At 36.7% G+C, this 16,587-nt stretch carries 13 protein-coding genes; 4 read left to right on the forward strand and 9 right to left on the reverse strand.

All coding sequences use genetic code 11. The features are described 5' to 3' along the window. Positions 1-35: 35 nt before the first annotated feature. The 7 genes from rpoE to NSQ08_RS25430 form a co-directional block, all read right to left on the reverse strand. A complete protein-coding gene (gene rpoE, locus NSQ08_RS25400) occupies positions 36-557 on the reverse strand; it encodes a DNA-directed RNA polymerase subunit delta (RefSeq protein WP_340779639.1) in 522 nt (173 codons plus the stop codon). 165 nt (positions 558-722) lie between these two features. After that, a complete protein-coding gene (locus NSQ08_RS25405; protein WP_002034889.1) occupies positions 723-1,352 on the reverse strand; it encodes a TetR/AcrR family transcriptional regulator in 630 nt (209 codons plus the stop codon). A 64-nt stretch (positions 1,353-1,416) separates the two neighbouring features. Next, positions 1,417-2,556, reverse strand: coding sequence for an acyl-CoA dehydrogenase AcdA (gene acdA / locus NSQ08_RS25410; RefSeq protein ID WP_002016320.1), 1,140 nt, complete (start codon positions 2,554-2,556; stop codon positions 1,417-1,419). 22 nt (positions 2,557-2,578) lie between these two features. Continuing rightward, positions 2,579-3,709: an acyl-CoA dehydrogenase gene (locus NSQ08_RS25415; protein WP_002130075.1), complete on the reverse strand. Its 1,131-nt coding sequence runs from the start codon at positions 3,707-3,709 to the stop codon at positions 2,579-2,581. A 72-nt stretch (positions 3,710-3,781) separates the two neighbouring features. Continuing rightward, entirely contained in the window at positions 3,782-4,633 is an 852-nt protein-coding gene (locus NSQ08_RS25420) for a 3-hydroxybutyryl-CoA dehydrogenase (protein WP_002016322.1), read from the reverse strand. Between the two features lie 49 nt (positions 4,634-4,682). Beyond that, positions 4,683-5,966, reverse strand: a complete 1,284-nt coding sequence (locus tag NSQ08_RS25425) for an acetyl-CoA C-acetyltransferase (protein WP_078203580.1) — start codon at positions 5,964-5,966, stop codon at positions 4,683-4,685. Positions 5,967-5,975: 9 nt separating this feature from the next. After that, positions 5,976-8,087, reverse strand: a complete 2,112-nt coding sequence (locus tag NSQ08_RS25430; protein ID WP_002130078.1) for a heterodisulfide reductase-related iron-sulfur binding cluster — start codon at positions 8,085-8,087, stop codon at positions 5,976-5,978. A gap of 378 nt (positions 8,088-8,465) precedes the next feature. Between NSQ08_RS25430 and cls the strand changes: the two genes are divergently transcribed. From cls to NSQ08_RS25445, 3 genes are all read left to right on the forward strand, one after another. Beyond that, positions 8,466-9,659 (forward strand): cardiolipin synthase, encoded by a 1,194-nt coding sequence (gene cls / locus NSQ08_RS25435; RefSeq protein WP_002089773.1) that lies wholly within the window; start codon positions 8,466-8,468, stop codon positions 9,657-9,659. Between the two features lie 33 nt (positions 9,660-9,692). Beyond that, positions 9,693-10,646 carry a UV DNA damage repair endonuclease UvsE gene (gene uvsE / locus NSQ08_RS25440; RefSeq protein WP_340779647.1) on the forward strand — a complete coding sequence of 318 codons (954 nt, stop codon included), beginning with the start codon at positions 9,693-9,695 and terminating at the stop codon, positions 10,644-10,646. A gap of 126 nt (positions 10,647-10,772) precedes the next feature. After that, positions 10,773-13,451, forward strand: coding sequence for a DUF4084 domain-containing protein (locus NSQ08_RS25445; protein ID WP_340779649.1), 2,679 nt, complete (start codon positions 10,773-10,775; stop codon positions 13,449-13,451). 17 nt (positions 13,452-13,468) lie between these two features. On the opposite strand, the gene papR is transcribed toward NSQ08_RS25445, so the two are convergent. Both papR and NSQ08_RS25455 read right to left on the reverse strand, forming a co-directional pair. Further along, entirely contained in the window at positions 13,469-13,615 is a 147-nt protein-coding gene (papR, locus tag NSQ08_RS25450) for a quorum-sensing peptide PapR (protein WP_000734740.1), read from the reverse strand. Between the two features lie 147 nt (positions 13,616-13,762). Beyond that, positions 13,763-14,626, reverse strand: coding sequence for a helix-turn-helix domain-containing protein (locus NSQ08_RS25455; RefSeq protein ID WP_305926903.1), 864 nt, complete (start codon positions 14,624-14,626; stop codon positions 13,763-13,765). Positions 14,627-14,797: 171 nt separating this feature from the next. On the opposite strand from NSQ08_RS25455, the gene NSQ08_RS25460 reads away from it, so the two are divergent. Continuing rightward, entirely contained in the window at positions 14,798-16,558 is a 1,761-nt protein-coding gene (locus NSQ08_RS25460; protein ID WP_113770384.1) for a M4 family metallopeptidase, read from the forward strand. Positions 16,559-16,587 lie beyond the last annotated feature (29 nt).

The raw sequence follows: 16,587 nt of genomic DNA on the forward strand, positions 1-16,587 counted from the left end.
ATGATTCTACATGGACGATAATGAAAAGTCAAGAACTACCGCTCTTCCTCTTCTTCTTCAGTTTCATCATACTCAAGTTCTTCTTCTGCGAAGTCTTCATTATCTTCTTCTAAATCATCAAGATCATCATCTTCATCATCTGCGTCTTCGTCTTCAAGAACTTTGTCCAAATCTACTACATCTTCTTCTACTTCTTCTACTTCTTCTACATCATCTTCTTCAATGTAGTCGTCAAAACCGTCTTCTTCAACTTTGCGTTTCTTCTTCGGTTTTGGCTGAGGCAGAATTTCTTCATCAATTTGCTCATATGGGTACCAGCTACGTAGCCCCCAACGATTTTCTCCTAAATTAATGAAACGTCCATCGATGTTTAAATCTGTATAAAATTGTGCGAGTTTCGTATTAACTTGCCCTTGAGATAGTCCCAGCACTTGAGCGATTTCTTGAACCAACTCGTTGAATGTCGTTGCTTGTCTTTTATTCCCTAAAACACTATGTACAACTTCAATCATTGAACATTCTTTTAGCTCTTCTGGTGAATATTGCTTAAAACCCACTTATGCGGCACTTCCTTTCTTCAAATATAAGCTTATATATAACGGTCTGCTTAAAAAAATCCATACTATTCATTATAAACAAAAGTCGCACAAATATGCTACAAAAAAAACGGGAAACTTTTATCGCGCTATTTACGGGCAATAAAATTATAATTTGTCCATTCTTTATTTCGGAGACATATGTGCTCCTTGCAGTACATACCTAATTTGCATTTCTGTATATTCTTCGAGAGTATACAGTTTTTGCAGGGCCCAACGTCTAAATCCCCACATTTGTCCTTGTATGAAAATATTATGTGCAAGAAGCTGTATTTCCTTTTTATTTAGTGTAAATGTCCCATTTTCCGTACACTGCTCTAAAATATCCTCAAACATCCCGACCATTTGAAACTCTTTTTCTAATACATATGGGAGTGATTCCTTCGGTAAAAAACGTACCTCTTGATACATAATTAATACTTCTTCTTGCAATTCATCCATCACTTTAAAATAATTCATTATCGCTATCTTTAAGCTTTCTATACTTCCCTTCTCTGTACACACTACTTCCTCTAACCGCTCTTTTACATGTTCATAAATACTATCACAAACTAAATATAATACATCATCTTTTGTGCGAATATACTCATAAAGTGTTCCGATACTAAATCCAGCCGCTTTCGCAATTTCTCTCGTTGTTGTACGCGGGAATCCTTTTTGCTTAAACAGCTGCACCGCACCTTTAATCATTTGTTCACGTCTTAACGCAACTAATTTTTCATCTTTCACTGACGCATGTACATTATGTTTAACCATCCCTTCACCTCTCTCTATTATTTTTGGAAGTAAAAAGCGTAGGAAAATACCTACGCTTTTGTTCCTACTTCGTTAACATACGAGAAATTACAAGCCTTTGAATCTCTTGTGTTCCCTCATATATTTGTGTAATCTTTGCATCGCGCATATAACGCTCTACTGGATAATCTTTCGTATAACCATAACCACCAAATACTTGTACCGCTTCAGTCGTTACCTTCATCGCTGTATCACCTGCAAATACTTTTGACATCGCTGACTCTTTCCCATACGGAAGCCCTTCAGATTCAAGCCAAGCCGCTTGATATGTTAAAAGACGCGCTGCCTCTACATCCGTTGCCATATCCGCAAGTTTAAAGCCAATTCCTTGTTGCGCCGCAATTGGCTTCCCAAACTGATGACGTTCTCTTGCATATTCTACAGAAGCATCTAAAGCGGATTGTGCAATACCGACTGCTTGTGCCGCAATACCATTACGGCCGCCATCTAATGTCTGCATCGCAACTTTAAATCCTTGGCCCTCTTCCCCTAGTAAATTCTCTACAGGAATACGGCAGTCTTCAAATATAATTTCAGTTGTTGGCGAAGAACGAATCCCCAGCTTACTTTCCTTCTTCCCAACCGAAAATCCTAGCGTATCACTCTCCACAATAAATGCACTCGTGCCGCGCTGCTTCGAATCAGGATCTGTTAATGCAAAAACAACATAAATATCAGCAATACCGCCATTTGTAATAAAGATTTTCGAACCATTTAAAATGTAATGGTCTCCATCTCGTTTTGCAGTCGTCCTCATTCCACCAGCATCTGATCCAGAGCTTGGTTCTGTTAAGCCATATGCACCAATTTTCTTCCCTTCAGCCATTGGGCGCAAAAACTTTTGTTTTTGCTCTTCCGTTCCAAATTTAAAAATTGGCCATCCAGCAAGTGAAGTATGTGCAGACAACGTTACACCTGTAGAAGCACAAACGCGGGATAATTCTTCAACGGCAATTACATACGCCAAGTAATCGCTTCCAATTCCGCCGTATTCTTCAGGCCACGGAATACCGGTTAAACCAAGCTCTGCCATTTGATCGAATAAAGCGCGATCAAATCGCTCTTCCTCATCACGCTCTGCTGCTGTCGGCGCTACTTCATTCCTTGCAAAATCCCGAACCATTTTTCTTATCATTTCATGTTCTTCTGATAATTTAAAATGCATTCCCGTCTCCCCCTCTGCCTTTTTATAAAGCTCGACTAATTACAAGCTTTTGTATTTCGCTCGTTCCTTCATATATTTGCGTGATCTTCGCATCACGGAAAAATCTTTCTACTGGATAATCTTTCGTATAACCGTAACCGCCAAATACTTGCACCGCTTCAATCGCAACTTCAACGGCCGTCTTAGAAGCAAATAATTTCGCAATAGAAGCTTCTTTACCGCATGGTAACCCTTGTGCTCTTAGCGATGCCGCTCTGTATACAAGTAATCGCGCTGCTTCTACGCTAGTCGCCATATCTGCAAGTTTGAATCCGATTCCTTGCTGCGCCGCAATTGGCTTGCCGAATTGCTCGCGCTCTTTCGCATAATCAATCGCACATGCAAGCGCCGCTTCCGCGATTCCTAATGCCTGCGCTCCGATCCCAATTCGTCCAACATCTAAATTCGCCATTGCCACCTTAAATCCTTGTCCTTCTTCACCAAGTAAATTCTCGGCCGGTACTTTCATATCTTCAAACGTAAGTTGTACTGTACGAGAACCAAGAAGCCCCATCTTATGCTCATCTTTTCCGATGATTAAGCCTGGTGTATCTTTCTCTACTATAAATGCTGAAATCCCGCTTTTCCCCGCATCTGGATTTGTAGACGCGAAGACGATATATGTACTTGCTTCACCACCATTTGTAATAAAGACTTTCGATCCATTAATGATGTAGTGATCGTCTTTCTTTACAGCTCTTGATTTCAAACTACCTGCATCTGATCCTGCATTCGGTTCTGTTAGAGCAAATGCGCCTAAATATTCACCAGTCGCCAATTTAGAAACATATTTCTGCTTCTGTTCTTCTGTTCCGAAGTATAAAATCGGATTCATTCCAACTGACGTATGTACAGCCAAAATTACACCAACCGTTGCACTTACCTTTGAAATTTCCTCAATTGCTAGAATGTAAGAAATAAAATCCATTTCTGCCCCGCCATATTTTGCAGGCGCTGGAATACCCATTAGTCCAAGCTCACCCATCTTTTGCAAAATCTCTTTCGGGAACACCCCTTGTTCCATACTAGGAACAAAGGGAGCTATTTCCTTCTGTGCAAAATCTCGAACCATTTTCCTCATCATTTGTTGCTCTTCAGTAAAGTGAAAATTCATGTACTTCGCCTCCGTTTGCTATATATCTTTTTAACAATTTGGTCAGACCACTACTTTAATAAAGGGAGGAATTTATTCGTAAACGTAGAAACCACGACCCGTTTTACGTCCTAACCATCCTGCATTCACATACTTACGTAATAATGGACATGGGCGATATTTACTATCTCCTAATCCTTCATGCAACACTTCCATAATGTATAAACACGTATCTAAACCGATAAAGTCAGCTAACGTAAGTGGTCCCATCGGATGATTCATACCGAGTTTCATTACTTCATCAATTGCTTCTTTCGTCGCCACTCCTTCGTATAACGTATAAATCGCTTCGTTAATCATCGGTAATAAAATACGGTTCGATACAAACCCTGGGAAATCATTTACTTCAACTGGCACTTTCCCAATTTTTTTCGTAATATCCTCAATCGTTTCATACACTGCATCATCTGTAGCTAAACCACGAATAATTTCAACGAGTTTCATAACTGGAACTGGATTCATAAAGTGCATGCCGATTACTTTCTCAGGACGTTTCGTTACCGCTGCAATTTCCGTAATTGGTAACGATGACGTATTCGTCGCTAAAATTGCGTGTTCTGGAGCGATTTCATCTAAATTCGCAAAAATTTTCTTTTTAATATCCATTTTTTCAACAGCTGCTTCAATAATAAGATCAGCTTCTTTGACACTATTTAAATCGAGCGTCCATGTAAGACGATTTAAAGTCGCATCTTTCTCTTCTTCCTTCATACGGCCTTTTTCTACTTGGCGGGCTAAATTTTTTGAAATAACAGCTAGCCCTCTATCTAATTGCTCTTGCTTTAAATCTTGCACTTTCACATCATAGCCTGCCATTGCACACACTTGTGCGATACCTGAACCCATTTGCCCTGCACCAATTACAACAATCTTTTGTACACTCATTTTTTCTTCCCCCTTAATTGTTAATAAACTATATATCTTCTAATCTTAATTAGTGAACTTCAATCATCACTGCATCACCTTGACCGCCACCGCTACAAATAGAAGCAATTCCAATTCCGCCGCCGCGCTGCTTCAGTGCATGGATAAGTGTAACGATAATACGTGCCCCGCTCGCTCCAATTGGATGCCCCATTGCTACGGCACCGCCATTTACATTCAATTTTTCCGGATCGATCCCTGCGATTTCTGTACTTGCAATTGCTACAGCCGCAAATGCCTCATTGATTTCAAATAGATCTATGTCTTCAATTGTCTTACCTGTCTTTTTCAGCAATTCATTAATTGCATAACCTGGCGTTCTTGGGAAATCCTTCGATTCTACCGCAATCGCCGTATGCGCCAAAATTGTCGCTAATGGTTTTCTTCCTTCTTGCTTCGCTCTGTCCTCGCTCATTAATACAAGTGCAGCACCGCCATCATTTAGTCCCGGAGCATTACCTGCTGTCACCGCTGACGTCTTATCAAATACAGGCTTTAATTTCGCTAATTTTTCAATCGTTGTATCCGCGCGTGGTGCCTCATCCTTAGCCACGACGATAGGATCGCCTTTTCTTTGCTGAATTGTTACTGGTACAATCTCCTCTTCAAAACGCCCTTCTTTATGTGCCGAAACCGCACGTTGATGGCTACGATATGCCCATTCATCTTGTGCTTCGCGAGAGATTCCATCTTCCTTCGCAACTTCTCCGCCATAAACACCCATGTGTATACCTGAAAATGCGCATGTTAAACCGTCTGCAACGTTTAAATCGATAACTTCGTTGTTACCCATTCTGTATCCCCATCTTGCCCCTCGTAAAATGTAAGGGCTGTTACTCATCGATTCCATTCCACCAGCTACAATCAGTGATTGATCACCAGTACGAATAATTTGATCTGCTAACGTAACTGCGCGAAGCCCTGATGCACAAACTTTATTTATTGTTTCTGTCTGCACTTCCCAAGGAATGCCGGCCGCTCTTGCTGCTTGGCGTGATGGAATTTGTCCTTGCCCTCCTTGGATAACCGTTCCAAATATAACTTCTTCAACATCACTAGCGGAAACATTCGCTCTTTCAAGCGCTGCCTTAATTGCGATTCCTCCAAGCTCTGTTGCTTTCACGTCTTTTAAAGTTCCTCCAAATTTTCCAACCGGTGTTCTTGCAGCACTTAAAATAACTGTTTTACTCATGTTTCTTTCCCCCATTTCTTTTTTTAGCACCGAGCGCTCGCTCGGTATCCTTGCGCCTAGAAGAGGTGCAATTATTGCACCTCTTTCTAAATTTGAATGCATTCCTACAAACTACATTGCTTCTTTCTTCTGTCCGATAACTGAGCGTTCTAAAATCTCTGTTACGTCCAAAGTTTGAACTGTTTCTTCAACTTCTTTCGCTTTCGTGCCATCACTAATCATCGTTAAGCAATACGGGCATCCTGTACCGATAATTGACGGCTGTACAGCTAGCGCTTGTTCTGTACGAGCAACGTTAATACGAGAACCTGTCGTTTCTTCCATCCACATTAGGCCGCCACCCGCACCACAGCACATTCCCGTTTCACGGTTACGCGCCATTTCTACAAGGTTTACACCTGGAATTGCTTTTAGAATATCGCGCGGCGCTTCGTATACTTCGTTGTATCTTCCTAAGTAACAGGAATCATGGTACGTAACTGTCTCTTCAATAGAATGGACAGGTTTTAAACGACCTTCCTTCACCCACTGGGCTAGTAATTCTGTATGATGATAGACTTCTGCTTGTAAGCCAAAGTCCGGGTACTCATTTTTAAAAGTGTTATAAGCATGAGGGTCAATCGTAACGATTTTCTTCACTCCTGCTTTTTCAAATTCTTCAATATTTTTAGTCGCCATTTCCTGGAATACAAATTCATTTCCAAGGCGGCGCGGTGTATCACCAGAGTTCTTTTCCTTATTACCAAGAATTGCGAATGAAATACCTGCTTCATTCATTAGCTTCGCAAATGATATCGCAATCTTCTGACTGCGATTGTCATACGAACCCATTGATCCGACCCAGAATAAGTATTCAAACTCTTCGCCAGCTTTTGATTTCTCCTTTACAGTTGGAACTGTTACTTCATCGTCACCTTGGCGCCATGTTTCACGCTCTTTACGGTTCAGTCCCCACGGATTACCTTGACGCTCAATGTTTGTCATTGCACGCTGCGCTTCCGCGTCCATTTTTCCTTCTGTTAAAACGAGATAGCGGCGTAAATCAATAATTTTGTCAACATGCTCATTCATAACTGGGCACTGGTCCTCACAGTTACGGCACGTTGTACACGCCCAAATCTCTTCTTCTGTAATAACGTCTCCGATTAAACTTGGGTCGTACGCTAGCGCTGTAGCCGCTGATTCTTGTTGTCCTTTTCCAGCTGCCATCATCGCTAACTGATTTCCTTGTGTATTATTAAAAGCAACAACTGGAACCCACGGTGCTTTTGATGTTACCGCTGCTCCTTTATCAGTTAAATGATCACGAAGTTTTAAAATTAAATCCATCGGTGATAACATTTTCCCTGTTCCTGTTGCCGGACACATATTTGTACAACGACCACATTCGACGCAGGAATATAAGTCGATAAGTTGATTTTGTCTAAAGTCTTCAATTTTACCAACACCGAATGTTTCTTGTGTTTCATCTTCAAAATCAATTTTTTCAAGTTTTCCCGGATTTGAAAGACGACCAAAAAACACGTTAACTGGTCCAGCAATTAAATGCGCATGTTTTGATTGTGGAACATAAACTAAAAACGTTAACAAAATTAGTAAATGCACCCACCAAGAGAAATAGAACACTGAAATGGCTACGGTTTCATTTAATCCCGAGAAAACGTAAGCGATTGCAGAAGCGATCGGTTCACTCCATGAAAGCTCCTCGCCGTGCCATATAATTCCCATCCCATTACCAAGTAGCACAGAAATCATTAAGCCACCAATAAAGATAAGAACAAGGCCTGATTTAAAATTACGTTTCAAACGAACAAGCTTTTCAATATAGCGTCTATGAAAAGCCCAAAAGACTGCAATTAAAATAACGAGTGTGACAATTTCCTGGAAGAATGTAAATGCAGGGTATAGTGGTCCAAGTGGAAGATGCGATCCTGGTGCAAGTCCTTTCCAAACGAAGTCAATTGCTCCAAATTGGACAAGAATAAATCCGTAAAAGAACATAACGTGAATGATGCCGCTCTTTTTATCTTTCAGCAGCTTTTTCTGACCGAAAACATTGACCTTAAGAAGATCCCAACGCTCTTTAAAACGACGGTCAAATTCAATCTTTTTTCCTAATTGTATGTAGGCCATCCTTGTTCGTATAAGATATACAAACAAATACCCCGCATAAGCAATAACAGCAATGGCAGCCAGCCAATTAATGATTAGTAAGCTATTCATTTTATGCTACCCCTCTCTTTGTAAGCTCTCTTTCTTTTTTAGAATCTTCGAAAATATATAATTTTCTGAATTATATCCCCTATTCCCATTATATAATGAGTGAGCATTCAGTCAACAGTTTTTTGTTATACAACAACACATTTTTTAATAAAGCTGTTTATTTCGGTGAAACTATAAAGTGAAACTTTAATCGGCGGAGAGCTATTCATCCCCACTGAGTAAAAGCCCTCACCAATCGGGCTTTTACGGGCGGCCCGAATCCCAACCAACTTCTTTGCTTTAGGTGGGCGTCTTACTGTCCGCAAATAGCGGGATACAGTGAAATTTTGATTTGTAAAAAATTGATGGTGAAAAGACCGTGAAGGAGGGAATTTACTTATGTTTTTCTTATCTCTCTTGTTATTAGGCAGCGCTCTCTGGATTACAATCGACCTTTCATATGGGAGAATTGTTCATTTAAAGCGTGTACGCTCTCGTTCTTTCCCTTTACGTCAAAGTGATTTTCGCCTTTATACATATGGAAATGATCTATACGATGCTCTCTTTACTGATATAAAACAAGCTAAACACCATGTGCATGTTTTATTTTTTATTGTAAAAAACGATGATATAAGTCGTACGTTTTTAAAGTTACTTATCGATAAAGCACAAGAAGGAATTGAAGTAAGACTTTTACTCGACCGGTTTGGAAGTCATTATTTATCAAAAGAAGCGATTTACTCCCTACAAAAACATGGTGTCTCTTTTTCATTTTGTCATAAAGTGAAATTTCCTTTTCCTTTCTTTTCTGCAAATCAAAGAAACCATAGAAAAATTACAGTTATTGACGGGAAAATTGGTTATATTGGTGGATTTAACATTGGCGAAGAATATTTAGGGCATAATCAAAGGTTAGGGTTATGGCGAGATTATCATTTACGTCTTACAGGAGAAGGGATACAAGATTTACAAAAACAATTTTTACATGATTGGCTCGACGATACAGACCAAAATTTATTAGATTCATCTCTTTATTTTCCTATGCAACAACCAGGGACCATTCTACATCGTTTCATCCCTACTGATGGTGCCTATTTACAAAATACATTTTTACATTTAATCGAAAGCGCGAAAAAAGAACTCTTTATCGGTACACCATATTTTATTCCTGGAAAAAAAATTATGAATGCATTATTAAAAGCGCGAAAACGTGGGGTTCAAATAACTATTCTCGTTCCACAAAAAGCTGATCACGCCCTCGTTCGAGAAGCAAAATTCCCATATTGCCGAAAGTTAATACAAGCTGGTTGTAATATTTACGCTTTTCAGCAAGGATTTTTCCACGCAAAAATTATTATAGTAGACGATCATACTTGTGATATCGGAACTGCTAATTTCGATATGAGAAGTATATATATTAACCATGAAATCAATTGCCTTTTATACGATAAACATTTCATACAAGAAGTAAAACGTAAATTCGAGGAAGATTTGGAACGCTCCTTATTACTTTCCTTCGAAGATGTCAATCCTCTCTCCATTATCGATAGAGGAAAGGAATGGATAGGAACGATACTCGCGTTCTTTTTATAGAGAAATTTCAAGGGCCAATGAGGTGCATCACATATGATAATTCGATTTGGATATGTCTCACATGCTACGGCATTATGGGACTGTTCGCCTGCCAAAACAATGACATTTACAAGCTGGAAAAAGCTAAAAAAACAAGAGCGTGAAGATAAATTATATAATGTTACACTGCAAAATCTAGAACACACAATACGCATCCTTCATTACAATATTGCACACGAAATTCCATTATATCGTTTATCATCTTCTATCGTCCCGCTTGCAACACATCCTGAAGTTGAATTTGATTACATTCAAATATTTGCTCCACTATGGCGTAAAATAGGAGCATTAATTCAAGAACACAATTTACGCGTAAGTTTTCACCCAAACCAATTCACACTATTTACAAGCGACAAACCACATATTACAACTAATGCAATTACAGATATGACCTATCATTATAACGTGTTAAATGCTATGGGAATTGCAGATTCTTCCTACATTAATATCCATGTAGGTGGCGCGTATGGAAATAAGGAAAAGGCAATCGAACGTTTTCATGAAAACATACAAAAACTCCCTTACCATATAAAAAGACAAATGACCCTTGAAAATGACGATAAAACGTATACAACTTCTGAAACTTTGGCTATTTGTCAAAAAGAAAAAATCCCTTTCGTGTTCGATTATCATCATCACATAGCGAACCTTTGTAATGAACCGCTAGAAGAATTGCTTCCTATGATATTTAAAACTTGGTCACATACAAATGTCCTTCCTAAAGTTCATATTTCTTCTCCTAGATCAGAAAAAGAATTTAGGGCTCACGCAAATTATATTGATTTAGAGTTTATTAAACCCTTTTTACACATTACAAAAAAAATTGACCATGATTTCGATATTATGATTGAAAGTAAACAAAAGGATTTAGCACTTCTTCAGTTAATAGATGAAATCTCTTCTATAAGGGGAGTGAAAAGAATAAAAGGCGCAACAATACAATGGTAAATTGTAACGTTGCGCTATTTTTTTCAAAAAGTATTTCTTATAGTAAAAAAGCTCCTGTTTTATATGCTATTATTTAAATTAGCATTTTCCCCCTGTGATTCAACTTTATTGAAACGGAGCCATTATATGATCAATCAAAAAAAATATGTACAATTTGTCATGATGTATATTATTATATTTTCTCTTTGGATATTCCTTATCCCTAAGGACTTGAATATAAAAGAAATTGGAATTCTCTTCTTATTTTGTTTTGCTGCACTCTTTTCTTGCTATTGCTTATATAAAGCAATTAAGAAAATGAAGCACGGTGACAAACTATTTTGGGTTCTAGTACTATGCACTTGTATATGTGGATTAGCTATGGAGATAACTTTATTTCTTCATTCACTTTCTATATATGATCAAGTCATATTCTCATATAAGGCATTGCCTTTCTTCATCATACAATATATTTTGCTCTTTTCTGGCTTTGCTATAAAGTTTATAAAACATTACTCTATTAGAGGCCTTGCTCAATTTTCATTCGATAGCATCTTTATTGTTATTATGAATATTTACTTTACCTTAACCTTTATTTTAGACATTTCAAGCTTTCGTATGTTAACAACAGATACATGGGTTTTAATTGGATATTTCATTGCACAATCATTAGTAATTTACGCCGTTATTAGCTTATATAGAAGAGAACAGTATTCTTCTAGTAGAATCTCATTAATTGTCGGCTTCACTATCATACTTGTTTACGGATATATACACCTGTTCCAGTTAAGATCAGGAATGGAAACTTCTTCTGAAGTCTCTTATTTAATACATACTGCTTCAATTTTATTAATCGGTTTATCGTCCATACTATACATTTTAGATAAACCAATGCAACATGAAACTAAGACTAAATATTATCGATTCGATTATGTACGCTTTATATTACCTTATTTTAGTATAATCATTACTTTTTCCTTTATTGTCATTCAACCTTGGGATGATAAGTTCATGTTAATCGGTCTCGTATTATCACTTATCTTATTATTCCTACGACAACTTTACATGTGGAAAGATAATCAAGTATTAATCGATACGTACGAACAGTTGACTACACAACTAGAAGGTAAAGTTGAAGAAGGCGCATCTGCACTATCAAAAAGTGAACAACGTTATAAATCTTTATTCGAGGATCATCCTGATGCTGTTTTTTCTTTAAATATGAACGGGATTTTTCAACAATCTAATACGGCTTGCGAAAGTTTATTTACAGCCTACTATTGTGAAGTAACAAGCTATTCTCTTCTGCACTTCATTGATTCACAAGATCATAAATTATTGAAGAAATCCTTGCAAATTACAAAAGAAGGTAGACCACAAACTCTAGAAGTTCGTACAAAAGAAAAAGAGGGCTATTATTATTACCTTCACATTACACTCATCCCGACTTTTATAAATAAAGAAGTTGTTGGGATGTTTGGTATAGCACGTGATATTACAACTTTATATGAAAAACAAAAACAAGTAGAACATTTGGCTTTCCATGATGCACTTACAGGACTACCGAATCGTCGAAAATTCGAAAAAGATTTAAAAACCATTTTAAATACAGCTCAAAATAGCGCAAATGACGTTGCTGTCATGTTCCTTGACTTAGATCGATTTAAAAAAATTAACGATCGACTCGGCCATGATGTTGGGGATTTATTATTAATTGAAGTAGCAAAAAGATTACGTGGATGTTTGCGTTCAAAAGATATCGTTGCCCGCCAAGGAGGAGACGAGTTTACAATCTTATTACCAGATATGTACTCTGAAAAAAGTGCTGCTTTTATAGCCGAACAAATTTTAACTATATTAAATAAACCTTACTTCATTAAAGATGAAGAACTTTCTGTTACGCCGAGTATCGGAATTGCAATGTACCCTGACTACGGAACCGATGTAACCGAATTAATGAAAAATGCAGATATGGCTATGTATCGAGCAAAAGCAAATGGAAAAAACAGATTCGTTTTCTTCTCAAAAGAAATGAGTATTGCGCAAAATGAAATACACTTCCTAGAAGGTGAGCTTTCAAAAGCACTACAACAAAATGAATTTTTCCTTGAATACCAGCCACAAGTAAACACAAAAACAAAACAAATTATCGGTTTCGAGGCGTTAATTCGTTGGAAACACCCAAAACTCGGAATTGTATCACCTGCCCAATTCATCCCTCTAGCAGAGGAGACAGGATTTATTATTGAACTTGGTAATTGGATTTTACGTACCGCCTGCTTAGAAGCAAAGAAGTGGCATAACCAAGGGTTTTCTCACTTAAAGGTTGGTGTGAATTTATCTGTTGTTCAATTTAACCGTTCAGATTTAATCCCAACTATTTCAAAAGTCTTGGAAGAAACCGAACTAAAACCGGAAGCACTAGATATTGAGATTACGGAAAGTATCGCGATTAATCAAAATCATTCTGTAATTGCTAAACTAGAAGAACTTCAAAATCTCGGTATTCAAATTTCAATTGATGATTTTGGAACTGGTTATAGTTCTTTAGCTTATTTAACGAAATATCCAATCAATACATTAAAAATTGCTCGAGAATTTATTTGTGGAATTACAAATAGCCCTTTAGAAGAAGCCATTATCGCTTCCATTATTACGCTATCAAAAGAATTAAATTTAGAGGTTATTGCGGAAGGTGTAGAAACAGAAGAACAATGGAAGTTTTTACATGAACAAAACTGTGACCATATTCAAGGATTCCTCTTTAGCAAACCTGTTTCTAGTAAAGACGTTTGGAGGTTACTCCACAAAAAAACAACCGTCTAAGTAAGACGGTTGTTTTTTTAATGTTCAAATGGTAAATCTGAAGCTAATTGTACCTCTTGATCATTATGAGAAATTACTTGGCTTTTCTCTAAAGCTGTATCTGTTAATGAAATACCCCATGCCATTGCTAACGTTAATAGACTACCAATAAGTAGTTTTTTCATATTCCATCACCCACATCGTTTTCTTTTAATATATCATGAAAATTTATCCACAACTTATGCAATTATGCATACCCATTTTTTGGAGATTTAATTACTTTTTGTGGATGTAACTTACGAAATATACCACTATACATATTCCAAATCATTTTAATTTAAATACTTCTTTTTTTTTAATAACGTCTCTTTGTAAGAATGTAAATCTAATAAATCAAAGAAGAAAGACGCTTTTTTATACACTTCTTTAATATCACCTGATGAATACTCTAATTTCTCAAGACACTCGCCCTTTTGATAATACAATTGACCGATTAATTCCATACTTCCCATATACCGAGAAGCTTCAATCGCTTCATTTACTTGATACAATGCCTCTTCAAACTGATCACTCAAATATAAAGCTTTTGCATAATTGTATCGAACTTTAACTGTGAATGCCTCATTATTATGTAGCGATTCTAACCGTTCTAAAATAGCTCGAAATGAAGTTATTGCCCTATCTAATTGATTATTTTCTGCACAAATACTTGCAATAGAATTTTCAATATATAAATTTTGAAATACATCTATCCCTCCGTATGATTGATGTACAATTTTTTTTAACTCTAAAATGCAATATTCAAAATTAATTTTCTGTAAAACATATGCAGATAAGTAATAGTACCAAAGAAGAAACTGATTAAATTCTGGATGAAACTTTTCTTTTTTTAATTCATTTGAAACAATGCTATAAATTTCAGCATATTGTTTCTTCTTACTCAACATTTGAATTCTATCTTTAAATAACTTTTTCCTCTCAATATCGGAATAAATGAGTACCTCATAAAAATGAATAATGGGAACTTGTAATTTTGCTGCTATACCTTGCAGTATATCCATACTTGGGTATACCGCGCCCGATTCAATTCGGCTCACTTCCGATTGATGACATACATTATCGGAGAGTTGTTTCTGTGTTAATCCTCTCATTACCCTAATTTTCTTTATTTCACTTCCTAATTTTTCTGCGTGCATACTTACTCACCATCCCATTATAACAATCTAATTTTTTTAAGTTGTCATACCACTACAATAATGTGAATTCGACAATTTTTGATATGAAATAATGCATAATATATATAAAATTCGGCAAATTCCTCATACAATTCATCTCACATACACAATACAAGATTAGGAGTGTTATAGATGAATTATAGAAAACTTGCTAGTGCTGTCGTTACATTCGGTCTTCTTTGTCCTTTATCAACAGAAGCTATTCACGCTCAAGAATTAGATAAAAATGAAGTGAAAGTTGAAATTGCTCAGCCTGGTTTAACAATCGGAAAATTAACACAACCTCAAAACGATACAAAAGAGAATATTGCTAAAAAGTATTTAAAAGGTGAGGTAAATGGGGCTAAAGCTCAACAAGAGCAAGTTACTACTGAAAAGAATGTCGATTTTCAACCTACAAATAAAGAAACAAAAGAAAATCAAACCGAATTACGCCTTGCACAAACATACAAAAATTATAAAGTATATGGTCAAGATCTCATTGTAAAAGTAGATAAAAATGGAGTAATTACAACTGTTAGTGGTAAAGTTGCCCAAAATTTAGACCAACAACTTAATCTTACTATAACAAATTTTTTGTCGAAAAATGAAGTAAAATCTAAATTACGCAATATACTTCAAATTCCAAGTGATGCGACAGAAACAGAATTTTCTAGCGAAACGGTAGTTTATAAGAAAAAAGATGGCTACTATACATACGCAACGGTCCTTACATTTACTTATGAAAACAATGAACAAGTTATAAACGGAAATGCAATCATGGACTTACAAACTGGTGAAGTACTTTTCCAAGAAAAGTTTATTAAAAATAAAGAGAATAAAACTATTAATCAAGTAACAGCACCTAAACTATCACCAGCGAAAGAACAAGGAACTGGGAAAAATGCGCTACAAGAAAATGTATTATTTAATATTGCGAAAGGCTCTGATGGAAAATTTTATTTAGCTGATTTATCCCGCGGAAATGGTATTTATATTTACAACGCAAACTACGCTGATTCCCTTGGTGGCGATAGCCAAGCTGGTTATCCAGGGACACTTATTTCAAGCGATAACTCTAACTTCTTAGATAAAGAAGCAGCTGGTGTTATGAAAAATATGAGTGATATTTACGACTATTTTAAGAAAGAACATAATCTGAAAAGTTACGATAATAAAGACTCAAAAGTTGTTGCTAGCGTCCACGGATTTGATTCTACTGAAGTTAGTGATGGTGTAAAAGAAAACTATGTAAATGCATTTTGGCATCCAGGTTGGAATCAAATGGTCTTTGGTGACGGGCTAAATGGAAAATTAACCTCTGCTCTTGACGTAACAGCTCATGAATTTGGACATGCTGTATTTAGTGGTACGACGAAAAATAAAATTGTGCGATATCCAAGTGCTGAAACATCTGCGCTAAATGAAGGTCTAGCAGATTTTTGGGGTACACAAATAGAATATTACGTAAAGAAAGATAAAGGAAATTGGATTATGGGTGATACGTTAGGTGGTCTAACAATTCGTGACATCCCAGGGGAAATTGGTGACGGCGGCAACAAACTATACACAAACTTAAAAGATTTCTATAATGATGGAAATGATCAAGAATCTCACGTGAATTCTGGAATTATCAGCCATGTATTATATCAATTAGCTGAAGGTAAAACGTATAACGGTATATCTGTTCAAAGACAAGGAAATGAAAAAGTAAGTAAAGTTGTTATGCGTGCATTGCAAAATTACGCAACTTCAGCAGAAGATTTTGAATCACTTCAATCCCACATCGTACAGGCTGCAAAAGATTTATATGGCAATACAACATCGACAGAATTCGAAAAGGCTTTCCAAGCACATGGATATAAAGCACTAGCAAAAATTAGTAAAGTAGTAGAAGTACAACAAGGAAAATAAGCAAAAAAGAAGTTTACCGATTATAGGTA

It is taken from the genome of Bacillus sp. FSL E2-8887, assembly GCF_038007205.1.
GTDB classification, from domain to species: Bacteria; Bacillota; Bacilli; order Bacillales; family Bacillaceae_G; genus Bacillus_A; species Bacillus_A mycoides.